This window comes from Kaistia algarum, from assembly GCF_026343945.1.
GTDB lineage: Bacteria > Pseudomonadota > Alphaproteobacteria > Rhizobiales > Kaistiaceae > Kaistia > Kaistia algarum.
This window is the reverse complement of record NZ_JAPKNJ010000001.1, coordinates 406868-432462: the sequence shown is the minus strand read 5'-3', so window position 1 is coordinate 432462 and position 25595 is coordinate 406868. Positions and strand designations below refer to the sequence as shown.

The following is a 25595-nucleotide window of genomic DNA, read 5'->3' as shown; positions in this document are numbered from 1 at the left end:
GCCGCAATCGGGCGCGGCTTTCTTGACCTTGCGCGCACCGCGCGATTAGGGTGCGCCGCCTTCCAGCGGCCTTGCCGCGCCGTTCTTCGAGATGTTGCCCGTGTCCGAGACCCTGCCTCCCCATATGCGGCCCGACCGGTCCTTCCAGGGCCTTATCCTGGTGCTGCAGCGCTTCTGGGCCGATTATGGCTGCGTCATCCTGCAGCCCTACGACATGGAAGTCGGCGCCGGTACGTTCCATCCGGCGACGACGCTGCGCGCGCTCGGTCCCAAGCCGTGGCGCGCCGCCTATGTCCAGCCGTCACGCCGGCCGAAGGACGGGCGCTATGGCGAAAACCCCAATCGCTTCCAGCATTATTACCAGTTCCAGGTCATCCTGAAGCCGAACCCGCCCAATTTGCAGGAACTCTATCTGGAGAGCCTGAAGGCGATCGGCATCGATACGCGCCTGCACGACATCCGCTTCGTCGAGGACGATTGGGAAAGCCCGACGCTCGGCGCCTCGGGACTTGGCTGGGAGTGCTGGTGCGACGGGATGGAAGTCTCGCAGTTCACCTATTTTCAGTATGTCGCCGGCATCGAATGCCGCCCCGTCTCCGGCGAATTGACCTATGGTCTCGAACGCCTCGCCATGTATCTGCAGGGCGTCGACAATGGCTATGAGCTGAATTTCAACGGCCGCGAGGGCGCCGAGAAGGTGACCTATGGCGACGTGTTCAAGCAGGCCGAGGAAGAATATTCGCGGCACAATTTCGAGCATGCCGATACCGAGATGCTGAAGCGGCACTTCGATGATGCGGAGCGTGAATGCCGCATGCTGCTGGAGGCCGGCACGCCCCAGCCTGACGCCAACGACCAGCGCCACAAGATGGTGCTCCCCGCCTATGACCAGTGCATCAAGGCGAGCCACCGCTTCAACCTGCTCGACGCGCGCGGCGTCATCTCCGTGACCGAGCGCCAGAGCTACATCCTGCGCGTGCGCGAACTCGCCAAGGCCTGCGGTGCCGCCTGGCTCCTGACGGACGCCGGAGGGAAGAACTAATGCCTGATCTCCTGCTCGAACTCTTCTCCGAGGAAATTCCGGCCCGCATGCAGCGGAAGGCCGGGGAGGATCTGAAGCGGCTTGTGACCAATGCATTGGTCGATGCCGGGCTGCCTTACGAAGGCGCCAAGGCGTTTGCGACGCCGCGGCGGCTGGCGCTCGTCGTCAACGGCGTGCCGGCGCATTCGGCCGCGACCCGCGAGGAGCGCAAGGGGCCGAAGGTCGGCGCGCCGGACGCGGCGATCCAGGGCTTCCTGCGCAGCGCAGGGCTTGCCTCGATCGAGGAAGCGACGATCCAGTCCGACCCGAAGAAGGGCGATTTCTACGTCGCGGTGATCGAAAAGCACGGTCGCCATGCCGAGGATGTGTTGGCCGAGGCGCTGCCCGCCATCATCCGCTCGTTCCCCTGGCCCAAATCCATGCATTGGGGGACCGGCACGCTCAACTGGGTGCGGCCGCTGCAATCGATCGTCTGCACCTTCGGGCCGGAGACCGAGGAACCGGAAATCGTCGATTTCGAGGTCGACGGCATCCGCTCGGGCAATGTGACGCGCGGCCACCGCTTCCTCGCGCCCGGCGAAATCACTGTGCGGCGCTTCGAGGATTATGTCGACAAGCTGGAGAAGGCGAAGGTCATTCTCGACGCAGACCGGCGCAAGGACATCATCCTCGCCGATGCGAAGACCGGCGCCTCGGCGATCGGGCTCGACCTGGTCGAGGATGAGGGACTGCTCGAAGAAGTCGCCGGGCTGGTCGAATGGCCGGTCGTGCTGGTCGGCACCTTCGAGGAGGAATTCCTCGAAATCCCTGCCGAGGTGATCCGCGCGACGATCCGCGCCAACCAGAAATGCTTTGTCGTGCGCAAGGCGGATTCCACCGCGCTCGCCAATCGCTTCGTGCTGGTTTCCAACATCGAGGCGATCGACGGCGGCGACGCGATCACGGCGGGCAACGGCCGCGTCATCCGCGCGCGCCTGTCGGACGCGAAGTTCTTCTACGAGCAGGATCTGAAGTCGCCGCTCGATAGCCGCATCGACAAATTCTCGCAGATCGTCTTCCACGAGAAGCTCGGCACGCAGGCGGAGCGGATCGATCGGATTGAGCGGCTGGCGGCCGAACTCGCGCCGCTCGTCGGCGCCGATGTCGAACTGACGAAGCGCGCGGCGCGGCTCGCCAAGATGGATCTGGTCACCGAAATGGTCGGCGAGTTCCCCGAGCTTCAGGGCCTGATGGGCCGCTACTACGCGACCGCACAGGGCGAGGCGCCCTCGGTCGCGACCGCGATCGAGGATCACTACAAGCCGCAGGGCCCGAGTGACCGCGTCCCGACTGACCCGGTCGCGATCGCCGTCGCGCTGGCCGACAAGCTCGATACGCTCACCGGTTTCTGGGCGATCGACGAGAAGCCGACGGGCAGCAAAGACCCCTATGCGCTGCGAAGGGCGGCGTTGGGGGTTATTCGGATTGTGCTGGAGAATGGGCTGAGGGTGCACCTTCAGAACCTTATCCGGATTGCACTCAGTGATGATCTCTACGGTGTTGTGTTCGCGCCGCTCGTCGATATTCCGCTGAGCGTCGCCGGACAGTCACGCAGCGATCGGTTCGCCTACATTCGCGAGATGTCCGAGAGTGCCTTGGCCACAAATCTCCTCGCCTTCCTCATCGACCGCCTGAAAGTCCAGCTCCGCGATTCCGGCGCGCGTCATGATCTGGTCGACGCCGTTCTGTCGGCGGGAGAAGGCGTCGCCAACGACGACCTTCTCCTCATCGTTCGCCGCGTCGAGGCGCTCGGCAAATTCCTCGAGACGGATGACGGCGCCAATCTTCTCGCCGGCTATAGCCGCGCCGCCAACATCTTGAAGGCCGAGGAGAAGAAGGGCGAGAGCTTCGAAGGCGAGGTCGATACGTTGCTGCTGGCGGCGGAAGAGGAGAAGGCGCTGCATGTCGCGGCGCGCTTTGCCCTCGCCGAGGCGAAGGCTGCCGTGGCGCGCGAGGATTTCGCCGCGGCCATGGGCGCGCTCGCCCGTCTGCGCGCGCCGGTCGACGCCTTCTTCGACAAGGTGCTCGTCAATGCCGAGGACGCCGCGATCCGCGCCAACCGGCTGAAGCTGCTCACCGCCATCCGCGACGCGACCCTCGCTGTGGCGGATTTCTCGAAAGTCGGTGGGTAGGGCTCTCGCTGGAGCCCTTCACCGCTGGATGGATGCACGGTTGATCCGACCGCTGGGCGGCGTTGGTTCGCTGTCCTTGCTTCGCTCACGAAGCGAAGAGTCCTAACCGTCGATGTCGTCCTTCTGTCTTGCCTCGATCTCCGCCTGCGCGGCGGCGAGGCGGGCGATCGGCACGCGGAAGGGCGAGCAGGAGACATAGTCGAAGCCGGTCTCGGCGAAGAAATGGATTGAGGCCGGATCGCCGCCATGTTCGCCGCAGACGCCGATCTGCAGTTCCGGCCGCGTCGCCCGGCCGCGTTCGCAGGCGATGCGGATCAATTCGCCCACGCCCTCGCGGTCGAGGCTGGCGAAGGGGTCGTGCGGCAGCAGGCCCATGGACAGATAGGTGTTGAGGAAGGTCGCGGCGTCGTCGCGCGATATGCCGAAGGTCGTCTGCGTCAAATCGTTGGTGCCGAAGGAGAAGAAGGTCGCGCTGAGCGCGAGCTGGCCGGCGGCGAGCGCGGCGCGCGGCAGCTCGATCATCGTGCCGAGCTTGAAGGGCGGCGCGCGGCCATGGAGCTTCTTCACCTGTGCTTCGGAATCATGGATGCGCGCATAGATGAGGTCGAGCTCGGCCTTGGTCGCGACCAGCGGCACCATGATCTCCAGTTCGACCGGCGTTCCCGCCTGGTCACCGACCTCCAGCGCCGCCTCCAGAATGGCGCGCACCTGCATCTCGACGATCTCGGGAAACGAGATGGCAAGGCGCACGCCGCGATGGCCGAGCATCGGGTTGGCCTCGGCCAGCGTCTGTGTGCGGGCACGGATACGGGCCGGCGAGATCTTCATGATCGTCGCCAGTTCCTCGATCTCGGCATCGCCGCGCGGCAGGAATTCGTGCAAAGGCGGATCGAGCAGGCGGATCGTCACCGGCAGGCCGCTCATGATCTCGAACAGCGAGGCGAAGTCGGTCTTCTGCATCGGCAGCAGCCGGGCGAGCGCATCGGCGCGCTCGGCCGGCGTTTCGGCGAGGATCATCTCGCGCACGACCTGGATGCGGCGGACATCGAAGAACATGTGCTCCGTGCGGCAGAGGCCGATGCCTTCGGCGCCGAAATTGCGTGCCGCGCGCGCATCGGCGGGCGTATCGACATTGGTGCGGATCTTCAGCCGGCGGATCTCGTCGGCCCAGCTCATGAGTTCGGCGAAATCGCGCGACAGCTCGGGCTCGCGCAACGGAACGGCGCCGATCAGTACCTGTCCCGTGCCGCCGTCGAGCGTGATCATGTCGCCGCGCCGCACCGTCCGTCCGCCGGCCGTCATGGTGCCCGCCAGGAAATCGACCCGCACCGTGCCGGCGCCGGAGACGCAGGGCTTGCCCATGCCGCGCGCCACCACGGCGGCGTGGCTCGTCATGCCGCCGCGCGTCGTCAATATGCCGCGCGCCGCATGCATGCCGTGCACATCCTCGGGGCTGGTCTCGACGCGCACCAGGATGACCTTGCGGCCCTGGGCCCGGGCCAGCTCCGCCTCTTCGGAAGTGAAGACGACGGCGCCGGATGCGGCGCCCGGCGAGGCGGGAAGGCCGCGCGCGAAGATGTCGCCGCCGGCCTCGGGATCGATCGTCGGATGCAGCAATTGGTCGAGCGAGCGCGGCTCGATCCGCGAGATCGCCTCGGCCTTGGTGATGAGGCCCTCATGCACCATGTCGACAGCCGTCTTGAGCGCCGCATGAGCGGTCCGCTTGGCAGGCCGGGCCTGCAGCATCCAGAGCCGGCCGCGCTCGATGGTGAATTCGAGGTCGAGCACGTCGCGGTTATGCCGCTCCAGCGCCTCGCAGACGTGGCGGAATTCGGCGAAGGTCTCCGGCATCATCGTCTCGAGCGAGGGCAGGTCGGAGCCGGTCTCCTGCCGCGCCCGCTCGGTCAGATCCTGCGGGGTGCGCGTGCCGGCGACGACGTCCTCGCCCTGCGCATTGGGCAGGAACTCGCCCCAGAGCACCTTCTCGCCGGTCGAGGGATGGCGCGTGAAGGCGACGCCTGTCGCCGAGGTGGCGCCGAGATTGCCGAACACCATGGCCTGCACGGTCACGGCGGTGCCGCCCGAAGGCGGAATGGAATTGATCCGCCGATAGACGGCGGCGCGCGGGTTGTTCCACGAGGCGATGACCGCCCGGATCGCGCCCCAGAGCTGTTCGGACGGCGACTGCGGAAAGGCCTTGTCCAGCTCTTCGAGCACGAGGCCCTTGTAGATGTCGCAGACGACCTGCCAATTTTCGGCGGCCAGTTCCTCGTCGAGCATCAGCCCGAGGCTGAGCTTGTAGTCTTCGAGCCGCTCCTCGAACAAGGTCAGGTCGAGCCCGAGCACCACGTCGCCATACATCTGGATAAAGCGCCGGTAGCTGTCGAAGGCAAAGCGCCGGTCGCCAGAGACGCGGGCGAGCCCCTCCACCGTCTGGTCGTTGAGGCCGAGATTGAGCACCGTGTCCATCATGCCCGGCATGGAGACCGCCGCGCCGGAGCGGACGGAGACGAGCAGCGGATCTTCGGAATCGCCAAAATGCCGGCCGGCAATGGCGCCGATGCCAGCGAGCGCGGCGTCGACTTCGGCGGCCAGTTCCGGCGGAAAATGGCTGCCATTGGCGAGATATTGCTGGCCGATCGCCGTCGAAAGCGTGAAGCCGGGCGGCACCGGCAGGCCGAGGGCGCTCATTTCGGCGAGGCCCGCGCCCTTCGATCCGAGCCGTTCCTTCAGCGCGATCCCACCTTCGGCCAGGCCGCCGCCGAACGTGTAGACCCACTTTGCCATTGCCAGCGCTCCCACCTGGACGCGGCTCGCGTCCGGCGCCTAGCTAATTCAAGCGCTTGCCGCGCTGCAACACGAATTAATTCGCCAGCAATGTCCATATCATGGCGATGGGGTGCGACCGAAGCGCCCGGAAGGCTCTAGCCCGTCGGCCGCGTCAACACGAATCCAGCCGAAAGCACCAGCGGGACCGCGACGATCGCGGCGAGCGTCGGAGAGGGCGAGAGGGCGAACCAGAACAAGGCATAGCCGACCGCCATCGAAATCGTCGCCAGCGCCTTGGCCCTCCCGCCGATCGCGCCGTTCTCGCGCCAACGGCTGACCGATGGGCCGAAGACGGGGTGATGGAGCAGCCAAGCCTCGAAGCGCGGCGAGGAGCGGGCGAAGAACCAGGCGGCGGCGATCAGAAAGACCGTCGTCGGCATCACCGGCAGGAAGATGCCGACGACGCCGAGCGCCACCAAGACCCAGCCGGCGGCGAGGAAGGTGACGCGCTTCATGGGCGTCGCCCTCGCGCCAAACCGTTTCAGGCTTGCCGGACCGGAGATTTGTCGAGATCGAGCGAGAAGGGGTGGCCCTCAAAGGCGTCGCGGCCCCGTCCGATCGCCTCGACGGCGCTGACCATGCGGCCGCGCCGCCCCAGAATCTCGTCGGCGAAACCGACCAGCCGCAGGTTCGGCGTCGCCGACGGCGAGCCGGCGCGGATCAGCGCGGCGATCTCCGCTTCGTCGCGCTCGGGCCGAAGCGCACAGACCGTGATGAAGGCGGCGGCGGTCGAGCGGCTGATGCCGGCGAAGCAATGGACGACGATCGGCTTCTTCTCGTCCCAGTCATCGAGAAAATCGAGCAGGGCTAGCACATGCTCCTCGGCCGGCGCAGTCATCCCCTCCATCGGCTCCAGAATGTCGTTGAAGCCGAGAAAGAGGTGGCGATCGGCCGGAATCGATGATGGGCGTTCGACTGGCGTTCCCTGATTGATCAGGGTGACGAGATGGCTGGCGCCGGTCTGGGCGACGGTCGAACCGATGCGCTGCAGCGAGCAGACATGAACACGAGGCATGGCGTTTCTCCTTGCCGTCTATCTAGTGCGGGCGCCGCCTCCGGTCATCCCGAAATCGACGGCCGGCGCCTCCCCGCTTCATATCCCTGGATGAAGCGCGGCAAACCGCTCCAGGAATTGCCGCTCGGCCCTTGCCGTCGGCCAGGGACCCAGCGCGAGATCGGCGGCGAGGATCCCACGCGGACGGCCGAAGAACTGCGCCGCCTCCGCGTCGGCGAAGCCGGCGAGCTCCGTGGCCTCGAAGAAGGCGGCGACGCGGTCGGCCGCCTTGATCGCGTCGACGAGCCCCGGCCGCCGCTCCGCCGGCAGTCCGAAGCGGATATGGATCGCCGCCAACAGCCGCGATTCGACCGCCTTGTACTCGCCGCCGACCACCGCCTTGAACGGCGAGATCATGTCGCCGATGACATATTCCGGCGCATCATGCAGCAGCACGGCGAGCCGTTCCCCCGCACCGAGCGACGGCGTCATGCGCCCGGCGATTGCCTCCACGAGCACGGAATGCTGCGCGACCGAGAAGGCGTGGTCGCCATGCGTCTGTCCATTCCATCGGGCGACGCGGGCGAGGCCATGGGCGATATCCTCGATCTCGACATCAAGCGGCGAGGGATCGGCGAGATCGAGCCGCCGACCGGAAAGCATGCGTTGCCAGACGCGAGGACGACCCGCCGGACCCTTCATGCCGCGCCCTCATCCTCCGAGCCGGAGGTCGGCCAGGTGAAGCGTGCGAAGACCGGCAGAGTGGGCATCAGTTCGACGCCGTCGGCGGTGAGCGCGAGCCCGTCGTCGAGCGCGCGTCGCGCCCGGTCAAGGCGTAGAAGAGCGATGCCGTCGCCCCCGGCCGAACTTCCGAGCGTACCGATCGGCTTTCCACCAGCCTCGATTGATGTTCCCGCCGGCGGCAGCGGCGCCCCCGCCGTCACCTTCACCGCCCGCCGCCGGGCCGTGCCACGATGCTGCATGCGCGACACGATCTCCTGGCCGACATAGCAGCCCTTGCGGAAATCGAGCCCGCCGAGATCGTCCATGTCGGCGTCATGGGGAAAGGCGTCGCCATAGGCGAAGTCGCGCCCGCCCTCGGGAACGCCGAGCGCGATCCGATGGGCGTGATAGGCCGCCTCGCCGTCCGATCCGATGAAATCCGCGTCCTTCGTGGCGATCGCCCGCCAGCCGAGGGCGGCGAGGCGCGGATCGGGGAGGGCGCCCGGAACCGCTGGCGCCTCGCCGCCCCAGAAGGCGACGACCTGGTGCGTCTCGCTCTCGTCGGCGATGTCGATCTTGGCGCGAAGCCGATAGAGGGTCATGCGCTTCAGAAAATCGGCGCGCTGCGAGGCCGGCAAGTCGAGCCGATAGCCGCCTTCGATCGGAAAGAGGATGAAGTCGCAGAGGATCTTGCCCTGCGGCGAGAGCAGGGCGCCGAAGCCGGCGCGACCGGGCTGGATCGGCGCCATGTCGGGCGTGACGATATTCTGCAGAAACCCCTCGGCATCCGCGCCGGTAATGCGCACCACGGCGCGGTCGGGAAGTTGTGCGCTGCACCCATTACGCATCGGCATGGTTCCCATGCGCCGGGCGGGGTTGTGCCGGCTCCCCACCTTCCTTAAGCCGAATAAGCAGATCCGCCGGGGGAGAAGAGCGGATGGTGGGGAGGTCTACCATGAGCGACAAATTCGAACTCCTGTTTCGCAACGGCACCGTCGTCAACCAGGACGGCACGGGGACGCGCGACATCGCCGTCGCCGGCGGGCGGATCGTCGCGATCGGCGATATTGACCCCAGACGTGCCGGCCGCGTCGTCGATTGCACCGGGCTCCATATATTGCCGGGGGTGATCGACAGCCAGGTGCATTTTCGCGAGCCCGGCGCCGAGCACAAGGAAGATCTGGAGACGGGATCGCGCGCCGCGGTTCTGGGCGGCGTCACCACCGTCTTCGAGATGCCGAACACCAAGCCGACGACGACCAACGCCGCGACGCTGGCCGACAAGATCCTGCGCGCCCGTCACCGCATGCATTGCGACTTCGCCTTCTGGGTCGGCGGCACGCGCGACAATGCGCGCGACATCCCCGAACTCGAGCGCCTTCCCGGCGCCGCCGGCATCAAGGTGTTCATCGGCTCGTCGACGGGCGACCTGCTCGTCGAGGACGATGCCGGAATATCCGAGATCCTGTCGCGCACGCGCCGCCGCGCCGCCTTTCATTCTGAGGATGAGATGCGGCTGGAGTCGCGGAAATCGCTGCGCATCGAGGGCGATCCGTCCTCGCATCCCGTCTGGCGCGACGAGATTGCGGCCATGATGGCGACGGAGCGGCTCGTCGCCATCGCCCGCAAGCACGGCGCCCGCATCCACATTCTCCATATTTCGACGGCCGAGGAGATCGAATTCCTCGCAGCCCACAAGGACATCGTCACCTGCGAGGCAACGCCGCATCATCTGACGCTCTCTGCCGACGACTATGCGAGGCTCGGCACGCTCATCCAGATGAACCCGCCGGTGCGGGCGCCCCATCATCGCGCCGGTATCTGGAAGGGCGTCACCGGCGGCGTCATAGACGTGCTCGGCTCCGATCACGCGCCACATACGCTGGAAGAAAAGGCCAAGCCCTATCCGGCCTCTCCCTCCGGCATGACCGGCGTCCAGACGCTGGTGCCGATCATGCTCGACCATGTGAATGCCGGGAAGCTGACGCTGGAGCATTTCGTTGATCTGACCTCCGCCGGGCCGGCCCGCATATTCGGCATCGCCCGCAAGGGCCGCATCGCGGTTGGCTATGACGCCGATTTGACGATCGTCGACATGAAGCGCCGCGAAACCATCACCAATCGCTGGATCGCCTCCCGCGCCGGCTGGACCCCCTATGACGGCAAGCGCGTCTTCGGCTGGCCGGTCGGCACGATCATCCGTGGCCGCAAGGTGGTTTGGGACGGCGAGATCGTCGGTCCGTCGACCGGCGAACCGGTGCTGTTCCAGGAGGCGCTTCCTCGCGGATGAAACGCTGCCGCGAGCGCTTCAGTCCGGAAATTCGATGACGACCGAAGGCGCCGAATAGGTGGCGGGGCCGTGATAGACCGCCTCGATGTTGTTGCCGTCGGGATCGAGCAGGAAGGCAGCGTAATAATCGGCGTGATAGTCGCGAACGCCCGGCCCGCCATTGTCGGCACCGCCTGCCGCGAGCCCAGCCTCATAAAACGCCTCGACAGTGGCCCTGTCCTTTGCCTGGAAGGCCAGATGGCAGCGCCCGGTACGCGGCTCGCCAGCCGAGACGAACAGCTCGTCGGCATAGAAATAGGGTCCTGCAGACACGACCGGCACGCCGATGACCTTCAGCACCGCCTCATAGAACTGGCGGCTGCGCTCGATATCGACGACGACTAGCTGAACATGATCGATCAGACGGCCACGATGAAGCTGCATGGTTGCTCTCCCGTTTCCATGAGAACAAACCATGAACGAAGAAGGCCGTCAAGCCGTCAGTCTCCGGCCTGGAACTCGCTCCACTGGCCGTCCGGCGTGATGCCGACATGGTAGAAGAGATAGGCGCCGGAGCCCTTCATCTCGTCGAAATCGGACGCGGTCACGATCCGGAACAATTCGACCATCTGCGGCGGCGTCAGCTTGTCGATCGGGTAGCGCGCAAAATAGGGCCAGACATACTGCTCCTGCGGCGTGCCGGCTTCGACATGGACATAGCCGGCGTCGAGAACGTCGGAGAGGATGGCGAGGATTTCGCGTCCGTCCGGATCGCCGGAAATCGACTTGAGGAACGCAATCGGGTCCTTGTCCTGGCTCTCGTCGGCGCCGAGATTGGGCGGATGGGCGCCGCTGTCGATGATGGGCTTCAGCTGGTTGATGTCGCCGGTCTTCGCCGCCGCGAGAATGCGCTCGCGCAGCGCCTTCACGGGCGCGGGCAGTTTGGAGAGGTCGTATTCGACGATCGGCACCGGCTCGTTCGCGTCCGCCGCGGTCGCTGGCGCATCCGGCGTCGGACCCGCAGGCGTGTCGCTGTCGCCCATGTCGTCGCTGGGGTCGGGCGCGAGGGGGACGGTCAGCGTCGGAACCTGCTTGGCATCGGCCGGAGCCGCGGCGAACGCCATCGAAGCGCCGACCAAAGCGACCCCCGCGACCAGCAGCATGGCGCAGCGTGCGAACATCCTCGTCTCCTCGCTCTTCGGCTCCTTTCTACAGGAGCGCGCCGCAAGGGAAAAGCAGACCCGCGGGACAACGCACCGATGGTCATGCGCTGTGGCAGGAATGTGCGCCGCCGAAAGGCGACTACTGGATGGTGCGCTGCAGGGTAAACTCGCCGCGCTTCACGCGGCCCGGAAGCGATTCGGTCAGATCCGCGACGGCATCTTCGCCATAGGTGTCGATCAGATCGGCCAGCGCCGTGAACAGCGCAGCATGGGCCAGGATGTCCGGCTCGATACCCTCGGCGATCGCCTCGTCCCAGGCTTCGGTCAGATAGGCGAGCGCAGCCCGCTTCTGCTCGGCGATCTCGATGGCGTCGTTGTCTGCTTCCATGGCGTCGGTTGGCCTCCATTGGGAACCGCTGGACGGAAAACGAATCGCCCACCCGGCAAAACTAGCACGCACCGACTCGCGCACAGGCATTATCCTGAAGGAGGGGTTAATGCGTTCCTAAGAATCTGGTTAATTTGGTTAACGCGTTGGACGCGGACCAGAGGACGGAGCCGTTATCGCCCGTAGCGCGTCGCGATGTCGCGCGTGAGGCGGGAGCCTTCCGAAACATAGCGTTCGATCGCGGTCGTCGCCGCCGGCGTGCAGCTTCGATAGAGCGCGGCAAAGCTCGAATAGCTGCGGTTGAACTCGGTCACCAGCCGCGCCCGTCGCTCCGGGCTGGGCGCTTCGGCGGCGACCAGTGCGTCCATCTGGTCGCGCCAGAGGGTCGGTTCATCGGCGCCGCAAAGCGGTCGCAGATAATGCAGCGCGCCGAGAATCTCGGAAAGACGCAGCAGCGACGCCTCGTAAGGCGGGTCGCCATCGGCCGCGCGAGCGGGCAGGGCGCAGGCAAGCCCTAGAAGTCCGATGGCGAGCAGCCGGGGAAGAAGAGAATATTCGAGGCGCATGGCCCTCGCCCGTTCTTCGGCGCTCGCCGCGCACGATCCTTCGGCGCCGTTCGCCGTAGGTGGGCGTAGCGCAATTTTCCGGCGGAGAAAACCGGCGTGGCTCAGGATCGCTGCGAAAGGGCGACGATCCGCGCCAGGTCCGGCGTCGTCGGCAGGGCGGCGATGGCCTCCGGCTCGAACCAGCCGATCTCCGCCGCATCGTCGCCGGCAACCGGCTCGCCAGTGGCATCGGCGGTAAAGACGACGATGACGAAATGGCTTGCGGGCGGTTCGCCCGCGCCGATCATGTCCAGTGTGTCGACCAGATGCGGCGTGTGCAGCGATAGGCCGGTCTCCTCAGCCGCCTCCCGACGCACCGCGTCCTGAAGGCTCTCGCCCCATTCGACCCGCCCGCCGGGCAGCGACCAGTGATCCTTGAACGGCTCGCGTCCCCGCCGCACGAGCAGCACGCGTCCGCCGCGCCAGATGGCGACGCTGACGCCAAGGACCGGTCTCATCGTCTCGTTCATCAAGGGAAATCCATCCAGCCTGGAGCGGGGGCATCATTTGGCCCACAGCCGCATCGCCAGGGCAAGAGCCGTCCGCTGGGCGGCTCGCGATCGTCAGGGGGCGGGCGAGGGCGCGGCGTCGGGCGTATCGACCGAATTGTCGAAGAGATCGGCTTCGGCGTTTACGTCGCACGGCGTCGCGGCGCGCGCCGCAAGCCTCGGGCAGGCCTCGAGTATCGCGTCCAGCGTCCCGACGCTCGGGACTCGGGCATGGTGGATGCAGACCGCGCCGTTCGGCGACCAGGCCGCCTCCAGTGTCATATTAGGCGGGTTGTCCGCTTTCTGAACGCCGAAGCGGTCGAATATGTCGATCGTCATGCCGTTGCGCGTCCACGACCGGCCATCGCCGCAATAATCCGCCCGTACCATCCGGATGCAGGATCGGTAGAGCCGTTCCATCGGAACGCTCGCGCTGTTCTTCCAGGGATGATAGCCGAACAGCAGGCATTTTCCGAAGGCGCCGCTAGTGCAGGCGATTTCGAAGCCGGACGCGGCGGGATCGAACGAGCCCTTGCCTGTCGAGCGCCCGGATATCGGAAAGCCGAGGCGGCGGCCCCTCGGGTCAGGCTCGCAGGCCGGCTGCCAACTGCCATTTTTCTCGATTTCGAGGTCGTGAAGCAGGATGGGACCTGATGGCGTGGCGATCTCGGCGACCGATGCGATGCGGATGCGCTCGGCGCCGGCCGCGCCATTGTCGACGGAGAGAACCGCGCCGACCAGGTCGGGGCTGCCGAGCGTTCTTCCGTCGGAGAGGGTAACGACGAATTTCGTCCCCTCGATCCCGACGGAGCGGATGGTCGGCTCGGCACGAAGAGGCGCAACCGACAGGCAGCCCAGAGTCAATCCGATAGCCGCGGCGGCAATGAAGCTGGGCGCGGCTTTCATCATGGTCTTACTTGACCGTCAGGATGGTGCCGTCCGAGAGCGTGATCGTATGGATCACGACGGTGCGATCCGCGGTGCCGCTCGTCTGGGTGCCGTTCTGGCTGGAGCCATTCTCGTTGGCACCGTTCAGGCCAACGCCGTTGTTTGACAGTGCGGCATGGGCGTTGCCGGCCGAGATGGCGAGGATCGAAGCGAACAGGGCGGTCTTCAGCAGGGTGTTCATGATGTCTTCCTTTATTCTTGTCCGCCGCGGCTGCGTCGGTGGCGCCTATCTAGAGTGGTTGGCGGGGTGCCACTATGACGGGCATCACAGGGCTCGATCGGGGAGGCGGGGCTGTCGACCCCGCGCAGAGGCGCGCCTATATTGGACCCTCCAGCAGGATCGGGATCGAAGGTCTCATGTGCGGTCGCTATGCCCTCGCGGTGACACCGGAGGATGTCGAACAGGAATTCTCGATGATCCGGATCGAGTGGTTTCCGCCGCGCTACAATATCGCGCCGACACAGCCCATCCTTGTCGTGCGGGCAGGGAGGGCAGGGCGCGAGGCGGCGCTGGTGCGCTGGGGGCTGGTGCCGTCCTGGGCCAAGGATATCCAGGCGCTGCCGCTTTTCTTCAATGCCCGCGCCGAGACGGCGGCGGTGAAGCCGGCCTTTCGCGGTGCGTTCCGCCATCGCCGCTGCCTCATTCCGGCCTCCGGCTTCTATGAATGGCTGAAGGAGCCGGCGATCGGCCGGAGCGGCAAGGCCACGATCGTCCGAAAGCCCTATTATCTGACGCCGAAGCGGCCCCTCGTCGCCTTTGCCGGACTTTGGGACGAGTGGGGCGATGCCAATGGCAATCTGCTGGACAGCGCCACCATCCTGACCACCTCGGCCAATGACGATGTCGCCGCGCTGCATGACCGCATGCCGGTCGTCGTCGAGCCGCAGGACTATGACCGCTGGCTGGGACTGGAAGGCGATGGCGATGTCGGCTCGATCCTGCGCCCGGCGCCGGCGGGAACCTTCACCGCCGTCCCTGTCGATCCGCGCGTCAACAGCGCCCGCTCCGACGATGCCCGCCTGATCGAGCCGATCGGGCCAGCGGAGCCCGCGGCAAAATCGGCGGCGACCCAGCTGAAGCTGTTCTGACGCTTCAAAGCCAGGGTGCCGGCTACGCGCGTTGCCATTCCCGGCCGCGGCGACTATGAGACGCCCCTTTCATCGGCCAATCGGATACCACCCATGCTCGCCGCCGCGATCCAGGGCTTCCTCCTCGGCGCGAGCCTCATCGTCGCGATCGGCGCGCAGAACGCCTTCGTCCTGCGGCAGGGCCTGGCGCGGCGGCAGGTGTTCGCGGTCACGACCTTCTGTTTCCTCGCCGATGCCTTGCTGATTGCGCTCGGCGTCGCCGGCGTCGGCTCGCTCGTCCAGTCGTCACCGGGAATTCTCTTTGCCGTGACGTTGGCGGGCTCGGCTTTCCTCTTCGCCTATGGCGTCATGGCGCTGCGCCGGGCGCTGCATCCGGGAAATCTCTCCGCCGCCGATGCCGCCCGGTCGACGCTGGGTTCGGCGCTGGCGACCGCTGCCGCGCTCACCTTCCTCAATCCGCATGTCTATCTGGATACGATCGTGCTGCTGGGGTCGCTTTCGGCGCGCCACGCCGGGGCCGCCCGAATTGCCTTCGGCGCCGGGGCCGCGCTCGCCTCGGCGCTCTGGTTCTATGGCCTCGGCTTCGGGGCGCGGCTGGCGGCGCCGCTCTTCGCCCGCCCGGCCGCCTGGCGCATTCTGGACGGGGCGATCGCGGTCATCATGGCCTCGATCGCCATCTCGCTGCTGGTGCAGCTTTTCTAAAGCTGGCTTACGTAGGCGCGGTGAGCTTCAAGGCGGCGATGCCGAGCACGATCATCGCGATGGCGCCGAGCCGCATCGGGCTGGCCGATTCGCCGGCAAAGGCGATGCCGAAGATGACCGTGCCGACCGTGCCGATGCCGGTCCAGATCGCGTAGGCCGTGCCGAGCGGCAGTGTCCGCAGCGCAAGGCCGAGCGCACCGATGCTGGCGATCATGGCGGCGATGGTGAGAAGCGTCGGCAAGGGCCGACTGAAACCGTCCGTGGCGCGAAGGCCCACGGCCCAACCGATTTCAAGCAGACCGGCGACAAACAGAAGAAACCATGCCATGGCGAAACCTCGTTCGCTCGGCAGGGCCGTCCCCGCGACAGTCTGGATCGAACGAGGTCGTCCTCGTCCGCTCTGCTAGATGGGACCGATGTCCGCGCCTTCAAGCCACCCGCGAGCGCAGGTGGCCGGAAATATCAGTCACTGTCCGGTTTGACAGTCGACATCTGCATCTGCGTTGGCCGGGGAGCAGCCTTCTTCTGCTGCTTGATGGCCTCGACGAGGTCAGGGTTGCCGAGCTCTCCGTATTTCGAACGAAGATCGCTTTCCTGCTCTCGTTGAGCGCGCGTGCGAAACTGCGGATGTTCTTTCGTAGTCATGATACGCCAATAGTCCTGAACGTTTTCCAACCCACTGCCTGCCGGTCTCGCGCCGACTGGCCTGTGGGTCGGCGCGTATGAAGCTGCAATATGGCAGATTCGTGTTTTAGAAATGGGTTAACGCCGCGTTTGGTTGGTCAAAACATGCAACGAATTCTTGCGAATCGTGAGCGTGCACTGCGGTATATATCTTGCGAGACCCGTGCCATGCAGCGCATCCGGAAGGCTGGGCGGCTCCCGGGCCGCGTGGTAGGACGGTGCCATCTGGCGGCGGAGTAGACGGATGAGCGCTCGCCCATCGCAGAGGCTGACCCGTTCGGCGCCATGGGCGCTGCGCTTCGCCTCGCTCCCGATTCCTCTGGTCGTCCTGGCGGCACTGCTGCGCCATCTTGGCCTGATCGAGCTTTCGCCGTTCTTCGTCACCCTGGCGCTGGCCTGGGCGCTCGCCGGCGCGGCCCTCGTTCTGTCGGCGCTGGCCTTCCGCTCGATCTGGGTGAACGGCGATGCCGGTTTGCGCGATGCGCTGGTCGCGGTCTTCATGGCGCTGGTCGTGCTGGCGCTGCCGGCGGCCATCGTCTTCGACATGTTCCGCCTGCCGCGCCTTGCCGATGTCTCGACCGACGGTACCGATCCGCCTCTGTTCACGGTCGCACCGGAGACGGTGACGATGCGACCGCTGCCCGGCGCCGCGGCGAAGATGGCGCAGGGCGCGGCCTATCCCGATATTGTCCCGCGCCATTATCCGCTCTCGCCGGAGCGCGTGTTCCAGTCGGTTTCGTCGATCGTCGCGCAGAAGGGCTGGCGCGTGACCGACAGCCGGGCGCCGGACACCGACAACGAAGTCGGCTGGATCGAGGCTGAAGCCTCGACGCTTGTCTTCGTGCTTCCCGTCGACATCGTCATCCGAGTGATCGGCGACGAGGACGGCACGCTGATCGACATTCGCTCCGCGTCCCGGATCGGTGCCCATGATCTCGGCGACAATGCTGCCCGCATCCGCGATTTCTTCGCCAGCCTCGATGCCGCGCTGCAGGGGGTGACCGACGACGACATGGCGGGCGACGATACTGATTCGGACACGCCCGCGCCGTCCGATCTGCCGCCGCTGCCCGTTCCCGCGCCCGTCAACGGGCGTTGAGCGTTTCGTAGCTGCCGTCGAGCCCGCTGCCGGAGGTGAGCCGCAGCCTCCCGCGGGCGACGAGATCCTCGACATGGGCGAGGACGGAGAGCGCGGCGGCGCCGTGCAGGGCCTTCGGCGTTTCGCGGTAAAGCACCCTAACGATGTCGGCGATGTACCGATCGCCGCGTGCAATCCGCTCGGCGATAGCCGCCTCGCGCAGGCGCCGGTGGGCCCGAAGCGCCCTGACATAGACTGGCGCATTGGCGATCGGGGCGCCATGGCCGGGCAGGTAGATGGTCTCCGGCCGCTGCGCCAGGATATCGAGCGAATCCATATACTCGGCCATGGAGCCGTCCGGCGGCGCGACGACCGTGGTCGACCAGCCCATGACGTGATCGCCGGAAAGGAGGCAATCGCTGCCGTCGATGCCGAACGCCATATGATTGGCGGCATGGCCGGGTGTCGCGATCGCGGTCAGGCTGTAGCCGGCTCCAGCGATCGTCTCGCCGTCGACAATCCGGCGATCCGGCAGAAAATCAGTGTCGCCCGCCGCATCCATCACGCCGGATTCGCCGGGGAAATGTGGCCGGGAGAGGCGATGCGGGCCCTCGCCGACGATCTCCGCCCCGGTGGCCGCCCTCAGCCGGGCGACGCCCGTCGAATGATCGCGGTGGGTGTGGGTGACGACGATGTGGCGGATGGTTTCGCCCGTCGTTGCCCGGAGCAGGGCGTCGATATGGCCGGCATCGTCGGGTCCCGGATCGAGGATTGCCACCTCACCCGTGCCGATAATGTAGCTGTTGGTGCCACGGAAGGTGAACGGGCCGCCATTGGGGGCCGTCAGCCGGCGCACGCCCGGGATGATCTCGATCGCGGTGCCATAGTGAGGGTCGAAGTTGCGCTCGAAGGAGATGTCGTCGCTCATGCGCACAAACTGGGAAGGAATGGGCGCGATGGCAACCCGCCCTCGAAAAAGACGACGCCCCGGCCAGGGGCCGGGGCGTCGGGTGCGCGCCGCGTCTGAAGGAGGAGCGCGGCGGCGCGAAGTCGTCAGGCGTTGGCGAGTGTCTTGCCGGCGACCTTGGCGGCGATCTTGGCGACATGGGCGCCCTGGTAGCGCGCGGCTTCCAGCTCGATGGCCGAAGGCTGGCGGCTGCCGTCGCCGCCCGTGATCGTCGAGGCGCCATAAGGCGAGCCGCCCTTCACTTCCTCGAGGCCCATCTGGCCCTGGAAGGCGTAGGGCAGGCCGACATAGGCAAGGCCGTGGTGCAGGAAGGTCGGGATGAAGCCGAGAATGGTCGATTCCTGGCCGCCATGCTGCGTCGCCGAGGAGGTGAACATCGAGCCGACCTTGCCGACCAGCTTGCCCTGCGCCCAGAGGCCGCCGGTCTGGTCCCAGAAATTGCGCATCTGGGAGGTGACCGTGCCGTAGCGCGTGCCCGAGCCGACGATGATGGCGTCATAATTCTCGAGTTCGGCCGGCGTGGCGATCGGCGCCGCCTGGTCGAGCTTGTAGTAGGAAGCCTTGGCGACCTCTTCGGAGACCAGTTCCGGAACGCGCTTGATGTCGACGGTCGCGCCGGCCGAACGGGCGCCCTCGGCGACGGCCTCGGCCATCTTCTCGATGTGGCCATAGGCCGAATAATAAAGCACCAGAACCTTGGTCATCATTGTCTCCTTCATGGTTGGTGAGCCCTACATGGCGTGCCGCGGCCGGCATGGAAAGCCGCGCATCGGTGAACAGTCTGTTAGGGGAACGATCAGGGAGGAGAACCGATCCACTCTCCCTTGCGCCGCATGGGCTTTGTCCTATGCTCGCGGCGGTTCAAGAAAAGTACAAAGGGAAGAGACATGCTCGACAAGGATTTCGTCGTTTTCGACGACCGGTTCCGTCGCTACGCGATGGGCAATGTCCACATCGAGAAGCTGTGGACCGGCAGCCGCTGGGCCGAGGGCCCGGCCTATTTCGCCGCTGGCAAATACCTGATCTGGTCCGACATCCCGAACGACCGCCTCCTGCGCTACGACGAGACCGACGGCTCGGTTTCGGTGTTCCTCACCCCATGCAACAACCATAATGGCCACACGGTCGATCTCGAGGGACGGCTCGTCTCCTGCGAGCATCGCGGCCGCGCCGTGACCCGCATCGAGCATGATGGCTCGCGCAAAATCCTCGCCGATCGCTTCGAGGGCAAGAAGCTCAATTCGCCCAATGACGTGGTCGTGAAGTCCGACGGATCCGTCTGGTTCACCGACCCCAGCTACGGCATCGACGGCGAATATGAGGGCGATTACGCGGTTTCCGAACTCGGCGCCTGCAATGTCTACCGGATCGATCCGGTGAATGGCGGCGTCACGGCGGTCATCACCGATATGGTACGCCCCAACGGCCTGGCATTCACTCCGGACGAGAAGACCCTCTACGTCGCCGATACCGGGCTGACCCACAAACCCGACTGCTCGCCCGACATACGCGCCTATCCGGTCAATTCGGACGGCCGCGGCGTTGGCCAGGGGCGGAAGTTCGCCACCTGCGACGCCGGGCTTTTCGACGGCTTCCGCGTCGATGTGCATGGCAATGTCTGGAGTTCGGCAGCCGACGGCGTCCACTGCTTCGCGCCGGACGGCAAGCTGATCGGCAAGATCCTCATCCCCGAAGTCGTCGCCAACGTCACCTTCGGCGGCCGCAAGCGCAACCGGCTCTACATCTGCGGCACGACGAGCCTCTATTCGGTCTATCTCAACACGCAGGGCGCGCTCCGGCCGAAGGTCTGAGCGGCACCGACGTCACTGAGCGCCCGATATTGGCATCGGGCGCTCAGTCGCGACTGACGCGCGTATCAGACAAGACCGTGCAGCCATCCAAATCGTGTAGCCGGAGTCTGAAAGACACCCGGATCGGTAATTTGAATGGCATTGCCAAATTTCCGATCATTGCCCATCGAGCAATGCACGACATGGTTGGCGTTGAGCATGATGCCAATGTGGCCCTCATGCCCATCATGGTCGGGATAGACGACGATCGCACCCGGTCGAGGACCTTCGATGCTCTCCAGGATGCCGACATTGGCACCGATGTCCGTCCAAACAGCAGTGGTTTCGAACCAGCCGCCGTTGAAATGTCTGTAGAAGGATTCGTCTAGCTTGCGGCTGAACCCGAGACTCCAAGCTGCAAATCCGGTGCAGTCGCAACGTCCGCCCGAGCCGGGCGTCGGAGACCCGGGGTTCATCCCGCCTTTGCCAAGCCCGTAGCGAATGCCTTGCCCAGTAGCGACCCGGGCACGTGCCAATACAGCTTCAACCTGCATAGTCACCTCCATACATCTGATGGTTGCATCATGTATGAGGATTTCGGGCACTGCAATAGTCTGTCTTCCAAACGAAGCAATGCTCCGGCCATTGGCTTCGGGGCTTGTTCATCGATACGGCGTCGCCCCGGATAGCATCCCGCTGATGAGGCGCTCGTGGATGAAGCGCAAGCAGCAGATCTTCCTCCGAAGGAAGCAAGAGTCTCTGCCGGATGCTCGGCGCGGCGAAGCAAGCTGCCAGCCGCCCGAAAAGGCACGAGCGTTCGCAACCCGCTCTTTGGGGGCGGGGATGCGTCAATACGCTGGTGCGCCCCGTTGCCCCCGAAAAGAAATCTATCCCCGCTACATACAACCTGTAGTATAGTCTGGTTGTCTCCGCTCAACGAAGAGGGCGAACCGGTCATTCCGAGACGCGGGCGGGGATGTGGCGGGCCGGCTGGCGCGGGCGTAACGAGCCTTGGCCTTCCGGCGGCCGAAGCGTGATGCGCCTGTCCCGTGATACCGGAACAGCGGCGGTGCTTCCCTCGTTCGAGCGGAAGCGTGGACTTCGTCGCCGGGCGGCCGAAGCGAAAGCAACGCCCAGGGTCCATCGCGCGAGGCTGGAACACCTGCCGCGCGCGGGGCGCCGGACCGTCGCACAAGGGCGGTCGGAGCAAACCACCACCATCAATCTTACGCCGGCGCGACGCTCCTGCGCCGACGCCCGGCCGCCCCGCGCGACCTCTTCGATTGCCTCAAGCCTCGCGGCCACCGGCCGGCGGGGAGATCGGTGCTGACCCCTGCACGGTGTGCTTTCTGGTCGCGATCCCTGTGCTGCGGTGGGGAGGGCCGAAGGTCCATGGGCGATTCTTCCGCACCGGGTGCTTGCGCGATGCGTGCCGCCCGGCAATGTGTTGCGGCTGCAACGGGGGATTCGGTTTATGGCACGCAAGACGGTTTTCAGAACAGGCGCGGCAATCGCCATGCTGGTGGCATCATTGGCGATCGGCGCGGGTGCTGCGCTCGCCGAGGACGGCGCTGTGCCAACGCTGGGCGGCGCCGACGCGGCAAGCCCGCCGCCAGGCTGGGTCAGCGCCTGCTCGGCGCCCTCGCGCGATGGGCCGCTCGAATGCCGCATGGAGCAGCGCGCCGTGCTCAAGCAGACGGGGCAACTCGTCGCCTCGGTGACGATCCGCGTGCCGGCCGATACCAAGAAGCCGGTATTGCTCGTCCGCGTGCCCCTCGGTCTCTCGCTTGAAGCGGGCGTGACGCTCGACGTCGACGGCGCCAAGGGCCGCAGCCTGCCGCTGCAGACCTGCGATGCGGGCGGCTGCTATGCCGGCTCGCCGCTGCCAGCCGATTTCCTCGCCGCCCTCCAGAAGGGCAACACGCTCGACCTGATCTTCCAGAATCTCGACAAGGCGCCGATCAAGCTGCAAATGCCGCTCGCGGGCTTTTCGGACGCCTATTCCAGGATCCATTGAGCGAATTGCTGCCGATCGATTGACCGCGCGAATCGCTGGAAGGCATGATTCGCCCATGGCTGATTCGTTCAACGACGAGGGACCGCCCGACGGTCGACCCATCCTCCCCCGATTGATCGAAGGGGCATGCGTCGTCGCGTTCGTTGCTGCCGTCATCCTCTGGCAATCCGACGGGACGCTGAACGCCGCCCGCAATCTCCTGGCCGGATGGGGGCTGGGCGGGGGTCCGGTCGAGCCGATATTGCAGGTCGCGGGTCCCGTGGCGCCGCCTGTGCATCCCGTAGACGCTGCCGGCCTCGATCCGGCGCCGACCGGATCGATATCCGCTGCGCCGCCGCTCCGCATGGCCGCGGAGGAGGCTGCCCTGGCGCCATCCCGGCCCATGGGCTGGCAGGCCGCCTGCGACGATGCGACGCCGCGATTCTGCACGGCCTCGCAGAGCCTCGCCATGCCGGATGATCCCTCGCTGGAGACATCGTGGACGATCGAGAAGGGCAAGGATGGTCTCTTCGCCGTCTGGACGACCCCGACGGATGTCCAGATCAATCGCGGCATGTCGCTCGTCCTCGGCAGCGGGGCGCCGAAGATCGTGCCGTTCCAGTCCTGCGGCCGTCATTCCTGCGAGGTGCGCGCCAAGCTGGCCGGCGATTTCATCGCGCTCCTGCGGAAATCCGGCACGGCGAGGACGGAAATCATCATGCGCGGCGGGCGGACGGTAACCTTCGACTTCACGTCGGAAGGGCTGGACGCGGCGCTCGACAAGCTCGGCAGCTGACGCGATTCAACGCGGTCCGGCGCAGGCAAGGAAAAATTAATTGGGGGCCCCTAGGGGGTCGTCTATGCGTCGGATAGGGATCGGGAAAGGCGCGTTGGTCGGAGTGGCAGGATTTGAACCTGCGACCCCATCGTCCCGAACGATGTGCGCTACCAGGCTGCGCTACACTCCGTGACCAGCGGCGAGCCGGTATATAGCTGCCGTCCTTTCCGCCCGCAAGCACCGAATGGGCCTGTGGACGACGCGCAAGGCGATTGCAGGGGAAAAGTTGAACCGGTATAGGACGGACGCCGGCCGAGAACTCCTCGCGCCGCCTGCTGGGGCGTAGCCAAGCGGTAAGGCAGCGGTTTTTGGTACCGCCAACCGGAGGTTCGAATCCTCCCGCCCCAGCCATCGTGTCAAGAGTGTCATGCTTTTCAAGGGCTTGCGCTCTTAGACATCCTGTATTTTACTCAGGATCTGTACTCAACGATTGTGGATGGTGCCGTGAAGGCTCCCCCTTATGCAAAGCTCCGTGGCAACGTTTTTTGGTTTCAGATCGGCGTCCCGATCGCTCTCCAAGCCCACTATGGCAAGGTGTCCATTCAGGAGAATCTCCGTACCTCCGACAGGTACGTGGCAGCGCATCTTGCCGACGAGCGCAAAGTTCATTGGAAGCGGGAGTTTCGTTTGTGGAGCGGGAAGGACTCGGCTTCGACGCCACGAGCTGTCTATCAGGAGACCCTGAGACAGGTCGAATGGATCAGCGAGAACTATCGCGACAAGGACGATCGCGATATGCACCTCGATCTGCTTTGGGATTCTGTGGCCAATCCAGAGGCAAGACGATTGGGGCTTGTCGACATTAGCGAGGCGACAGGGGACGAAGTTGTTCCCGCAGTCGATGCTGCACTCACGGCAATCAAGAATGCTCGCGAGGGCACGCCGATGCCAAGCCGATTCAAGATACCGTTCTCAGAGATTTCGGCCCGCTTCAATTTGGACCGTCAGCGCGATAGCCGCGCAAAGCTGTCAGATCAAACCATCAGCCAGCGAGAGGCTGTTTATCGACTATTTCGAGACCACATCAATGATGCTCCGCTTGCCACGGTCGACGCAAGGAAGTCAGCGGACTTCTTCGATAAGGTGAAGCGACTTCATCCCCATTGGGGACGTTCTCCGCAGACGAAGTCTCGTTCTTTCGCTTATATCCTTGCTCTGTCCGAAACGATGGAGGGAGAGCGAATCTCTGGTCGTACGGTCACCCGTTTTGCCTCTGATCTTGGGGCGCTGTGGGACTGGGCAGTCAAGCAAGGCGAGGTGATCGGCGCCAACCCGTTTTCAGGGCACCGGGTAGAAAGCAAGACCCGAAAGGGTGCCAACGCCCCTTGGTCAAACGCCGCCCTTCGCAAATTGCTGGCTAGCGAAGTTAGCGCCGGAATAAAGGGAAGGCCTGACCCGCTGTATTGGTTGCCTCGCATAGCATTGTTGTCAGGACTGCGGCTCAACGAGATATGCGCGTTGGAAGCTGTCAACTTATGCGAGGTCGACGGCGTCCGCTATTTCGACATCACTGCAGGAAAGACCGATAGCAGCGTCCGCGTGGTCCCGATTCATCACGCATTGCAACCACTTCTCGAACTCGCACCAGCAGACGGTTACCTGTTTCCCGATCTGAAGCCCAGCAAGCTTGACGGCAAACGAGGGGCAGCCATCGGCAAAGTGCTTGGGCGTCGCTTCAAGAGCATCGCGGGCGGATCGACTTTCCACGCATTTCGCAAGAACGTCGCACAAACTTTCGAACGGAGCCGTATCCCCGAATCCGAAGCTGCTCAAATCCTTGGGCATAAGAAGACCGGGATGACCTATGGCGTGTATTCGCCGAACGGCCTCGAAATCGGCCAAAAACGTGATCTTGTCGAACTGCTCTCGCTAGGCGAATAGAAAACGGACTCACAGTTCGCCAAGCCGTCATCGGGGGTTCCTTGACTCGCACCCGTGCGACCCTTCCGCCCCTAAAAGCGACTTTGGAATAGGCGGGGAGACCCCGGATACTTGATCGCCTAGCTATGCAGCGCGGAAGGCTGACAGCACGGTTTGTGTCTTGTCGGAGCTTGGCGTCGATTGCCGGCCCGCCCTAACCACGCTCCGCGAAAATGCTTGATAGAAGAGCTGGGCTAGAGGCCCTCTTAGAAGAACCCAACTCCTGGCCTTGTGGCAGAACGATCGAGTTGGACACGCGGCCTGTGGTTCCATCAGCATGTGCAGCTTTCTAGCCAAATGCCGGCCTATGGCTTTCCTGATGTCCCAAAGGACTTGCTACCTCAGCCCCCCGCAGTAAGGCTTTCAAATCGCGTCCGTGTCAGATGAGGTTCGATGTCGATGCCTCGAGCGGATATCGTGATCGCAAATCTCTGCCGCCCGAAGAAGCTCGGACACAACCGATACGCGCAATTTGGCACTCGTAAGGCCGCCTTAGTGTTGGTTTTGCAACTCATTGTTTTCGCAGCGCTTTTGATGGCCATTTTGTTCTTACGACCATCTGCCCCCGTGTGATCCACTATAGGTTCACCCCTCGTGAGCCTTCGATCACCTAAGTCTGCAACTCAATCAGATACGGGGATATCATCCCCTCCTGAGGCGAAACGAGACGACAAACGCCCTGTCCTAGCGAGCTTAAGTTCCCCGTCTCGTTCTCCAAAGGCCAGTCGGCAGAGCAACATCCCACCAGATGCGCCGCCGATTGACAGAGGACGTTCCCTCGCTTCTGCTATGTGAATATCGCCCCGGCTGATCTGGCCAAGACCGACTACGCCATGTCGGCAAGGCCTTTGAGTGGTGTGCACGTCAATCGGTGAGATACGCTGCAGATGCTCCGCGTGGAAATTTCGTCC

27 protein-coding genes and 2 tRNA genes are annotated in these 25595 nt (G+C 65.0%); 11 read left to right on the top strand and 18 right to left on the bottom strand.

Going from position 1 to position 25595, the window contains the following annotated elements; translation table 11 throughout:
* Positions 1-91: 91 nt before the first annotated feature.
* Positions 92-1042 carry a glycine--tRNA ligase subunit alpha gene (locus OSH05_RS02245; protein WP_104218635.1) on the top strand — a complete coding sequence of 317 codons (951 nt, stop codon included), beginning with the start codon at positions 92-94 and terminating at the stop codon, positions 1040-1042.
* The gene (glyS, locus tag OSH05_RS02240; RefSeq protein WP_104218634.1) at positions 1042-3213 is read left to right on the top strand and encodes a glycine--tRNA ligase subunit beta; all 2172 of its coding nucleotides are present in this window, start codon (positions 1042-1044) and stop codon (positions 3211-3213) included. The genes OSH05_RS02245 and glyS overlap by 1 nt, the downstream gene beginning before the upstream one ends.
* A 102-nt stretch (positions 3214-3315) precedes the next feature.
* On the opposite strand, the gene ppdK is transcribed toward glyS, so the two are convergent.
* The 5 genes from ppdK to ygfZ all read right to left on the bottom strand — a co-directional run bounded on the left by ppdK (position 3316) and on the right by ygfZ (position 8607).
* On the bottom strand, positions 3316-6000 hold the full coding sequence (ppdK, locus tag OSH05_RS02235; protein ID WP_104218633.1) for a pyruvate, phosphate dikinase: 2685 nt from the start codon (positions 5998-6000) through the stop codon (positions 3316-3318).
* A 137-nt stretch (positions 6001-6137) separates the two neighbouring features.
* On the bottom strand, positions 6138-6497 hold the full coding sequence (locus OSH05_RS02230; RefSeq protein WP_104218632.1) for a YbaN family protein: 360 nt from the start codon (positions 6495-6497) through the stop codon (positions 6138-6140).
* 26 nt (positions 6498-6523) lie between these two features.
* Positions 6524-7057 (bottom strand): tyrosine phosphatase family protein, encoded by a 534-nt coding sequence (locus OSH05_RS02225; protein ID WP_104218631.1) that lies wholly within the window; start codon positions 7055-7057, stop codon positions 6524-6526.
* A 78-nt stretch (positions 7058-7135) separates the two neighbouring features.
* Positions 7136-7738, bottom strand: coding sequence for an HD domain-containing protein (locus tag OSH05_RS02220; protein WP_104218630.1), 603 nt, complete (start codon positions 7736-7738; stop codon positions 7136-7138).
* Positions 7735-8607, bottom strand: a complete 873-nt coding sequence (gene ygfZ / locus OSH05_RS02215; RefSeq protein ID WP_207778734.1) for a CAF17-like 4Fe-4S cluster assembly/insertion protein YgfZ — start codon at positions 8605-8607, stop codon at positions 7735-7737. Before ygfZ ends, OSH05_RS02220 begins: the two co-directional genes overlap by 4 nt.
* A 107-nt stretch (positions 8608-8714) precedes the next feature.
* Between ygfZ and OSH05_RS02210 the strand changes: the two genes are divergently transcribed.
* Positions 8715-10049 carry a dihydroorotase gene (locus OSH05_RS02210; protein WP_104218629.1) on the top strand — a complete coding sequence of 445 codons (1335 nt, stop codon included), beginning with the start codon at positions 8715-8717 and terminating at the stop codon, positions 10047-10049.
* Between the two features lie 18 nt (positions 10050-10067).
* Here the strand turns inward: OSH05_RS02210 and OSH05_RS02205 are convergent, their stop codons facing one another.
* The 7 genes from OSH05_RS02205 to OSH05_RS02175 form a co-directional block, all read right to left on the bottom strand.
* On the bottom strand, positions 10068-10472 hold the full coding sequence (locus OSH05_RS02205) for a VOC family protein (RefSeq protein WP_104218628.1): 405 nt from the start codon (positions 10470-10472) through the stop codon (positions 10068-10070).
* Positions 10473-10528: 56 nt separating this feature from the next.
* Positions 10529-11209 (bottom strand): hypothetical protein, encoded by a 681-nt coding sequence (locus OSH05_RS02200; protein ID WP_266352021.1) that lies wholly within the window; start codon positions 11207-11209, stop codon positions 10529-10531.
* A gap of 121 nt (positions 11210-11330) precedes the next feature.
* Positions 11331-11579: a hypothetical protein gene (locus OSH05_RS02195; protein ID WP_104218627.1), complete on the bottom strand. Its 249-nt coding sequence runs from the start codon at positions 11577-11579 to the stop codon at positions 11331-11333.
* A gap of 173 nt (positions 11580-11752) precedes the next feature.
* On the bottom strand, positions 11753-12145 hold the full coding sequence (locus OSH05_RS02190; protein WP_104218626.1) for a TIGR02301 family protein: 393 nt from the start codon (positions 12143-12145) through the stop codon (positions 11753-11755).
* 101 nt (positions 12146-12246) lie between these two features.
* Entirely contained in the window at positions 12247-12654 is a 408-nt protein-coding gene (locus OSH05_RS02185) for an NUDIX hydrolase (protein WP_104218625.1), read from the bottom strand.
* 93 nt (positions 12655-12747) lie between these two features.
* A complete protein-coding gene (locus OSH05_RS02180; RefSeq protein ID WP_104218624.1) occupies positions 12748-13581 on the bottom strand; it encodes an ADYC domain-containing protein in 834 nt (277 codons plus the stop codon).
* 4 nt (positions 13582-13585) lie between these two features.
* Positions 13586-13801, bottom strand: a complete 216-nt coding sequence (locus OSH05_RS02175; RefSeq protein WP_104218623.1) for a hypothetical protein — start codon at positions 13799-13801, stop codon at positions 13586-13588.
* 176 nt (positions 13802-13977) lie between these two features.
* Between OSH05_RS02175 and OSH05_RS02170 the strand changes: the two genes are divergently transcribed.
* Both OSH05_RS02170 and OSH05_RS02165 read left to right on the top strand, forming a co-directional pair.
* Positions 13978-14709 (top strand): SOS response-associated peptidase, encoded by a 732-nt coding sequence (locus OSH05_RS02170; protein WP_104218622.1) that lies wholly within the window; start codon positions 13978-13980, stop codon positions 14707-14709.
* 93 nt (positions 14710-14802) lie between these two features.
* Positions 14803-15411, top strand: a complete 609-nt coding sequence (locus OSH05_RS02165) for a LysE/ArgO family amino acid transporter (RefSeq protein ID WP_104218621.1) — start codon at positions 14803-14805, stop codon at positions 15409-15411.
* A gap of 7 nt (positions 15412-15418) precedes the next feature.
* Here the strand turns inward: OSH05_RS02165 and OSH05_RS02160 are convergent, their stop codons facing one another.
* The gene (locus OSH05_RS02160; RefSeq protein WP_104218620.1) at positions 15419-15739 is read right to left on the bottom strand and encodes a DMT family transporter; all 321 of its coding nucleotides are present in this window, start codon (positions 15737-15739) and stop codon (positions 15419-15421) included.
* 134 nt (positions 15740-15873) lie between these two features.
* Positions 15874-16056 (bottom strand): hypothetical protein, encoded by a 183-nt coding sequence (locus OSH05_RS02155; protein WP_104218619.1) that lies wholly within the window; start codon positions 16054-16056, stop codon positions 15874-15876.
* 283 nt (positions 16057-16339) lie between these two features.
* Here OSH05_RS02155 and OSH05_RS02150 point away from each other — a divergent pair, with 283 nt between their 5' ends.
* Positions 16340-17194, top strand: coding sequence for a DUF1499 domain-containing protein (locus OSH05_RS02150; protein ID WP_104218618.1), 855 nt, complete (start codon positions 16340-16342; stop codon positions 17192-17194).
* Here OSH05_RS02150 and OSH05_RS02145 read toward each other — a convergent pair.
* Positions 17181-18101 carry an MBL fold metallo-hydrolase gene (locus OSH05_RS02145; RefSeq protein ID WP_104218617.1) on the bottom strand — a complete coding sequence of 307 codons (921 nt, stop codon included), beginning with the start codon at positions 18099-18101 and terminating at the stop codon, positions 17181-17183. The two genes, OSH05_RS02150 and OSH05_RS02145, sit on opposite strands and share 14 nt — an antisense overlap.
* A 125-nt stretch (positions 18102-18226) precedes the next feature.
* Entirely contained in the window at positions 18227-18844 is a 618-nt protein-coding gene (gene wrbA / locus OSH05_RS02140) for an NAD(P)H:quinone oxidoreductase type IV (protein WP_104218616.1), read from the bottom strand.
* A gap of 183 nt (positions 18845-19027) precedes the next feature.
* Here wrbA and OSH05_RS02135 point away from each other — a divergent pair, with 183 nt between their 5' ends.
* Positions 19028-19951: an SMP-30/gluconolactonase/LRE family protein gene (locus OSH05_RS02135; RefSeq protein WP_104218615.1), complete on the top strand. Its 924-nt coding sequence runs from the start codon at positions 19028-19030 to the stop codon at positions 19949-19951.
* Positions 19952-20016: 65 nt separating this feature from the next.
* On the opposite strand, the gene OSH05_RS02130 is transcribed toward OSH05_RS02135, so the two are convergent.
* Positions 20017-20484 carry a hypothetical protein gene (locus OSH05_RS02130; protein WP_133163089.1) on the bottom strand — a complete coding sequence of 156 codons (468 nt, stop codon included), beginning with the start codon at positions 20482-20484 and terminating at the stop codon, positions 20017-20019.
* A 920-nt stretch (positions 20485-21404) separates the two neighbouring features.
* Between OSH05_RS02130 and OSH05_RS02125 the strand changes: the two genes are divergently transcribed.
* Positions 21405-21947 carry an invasion associated locus B family protein gene (locus OSH05_RS02125; RefSeq protein WP_104218613.1) on the top strand — a complete coding sequence of 181 codons (543 nt, stop codon included), beginning with the start codon at positions 21405-21407 and terminating at the stop codon, positions 21945-21947.
* A 55-nt stretch (positions 21948-22002) separates the two neighbouring features.
* Positions 22003-22722, top strand: coding sequence for an invasion associated locus B family protein (locus OSH05_RS02120; RefSeq protein WP_104218612.1), 720 nt, complete (start codon positions 22003-22005; stop codon positions 22720-22722).
* A gap of 95 nt (positions 22723-22817) precedes the next feature.
* Here the strand turns inward: OSH05_RS02120 and OSH05_RS02115 are convergent.
* Positions 22818-22894 (bottom strand) — tRNA-Pro (locus OSH05_RS02115).
* A 146-nt stretch (positions 22895-23040) separates the two neighbouring features.
* On the opposite strand from OSH05_RS02115, the gene OSH05_RS02110 reads away from it, so the two are divergent.
* Together OSH05_RS02110 and OSH05_RS02105 are read left to right on the top strand one after the other, a co-directional pair.
* Positions 23041-23115, top strand: a tRNA-Gln gene (locus OSH05_RS02110).
* 93 nt (positions 23116-23208) lie between these two features.
* The gene (locus OSH05_RS02105) at positions 23209-24645 is read left to right on the top strand and encodes a DUF6538 domain-containing protein (protein WP_104218611.1); all 1437 of its coding nucleotides are present in this window, start codon (positions 23209-23211) and stop codon (positions 24643-24645) included.
* The last annotated feature ends 950 nt before the right edge of the window (positions 24646-25595 follow it).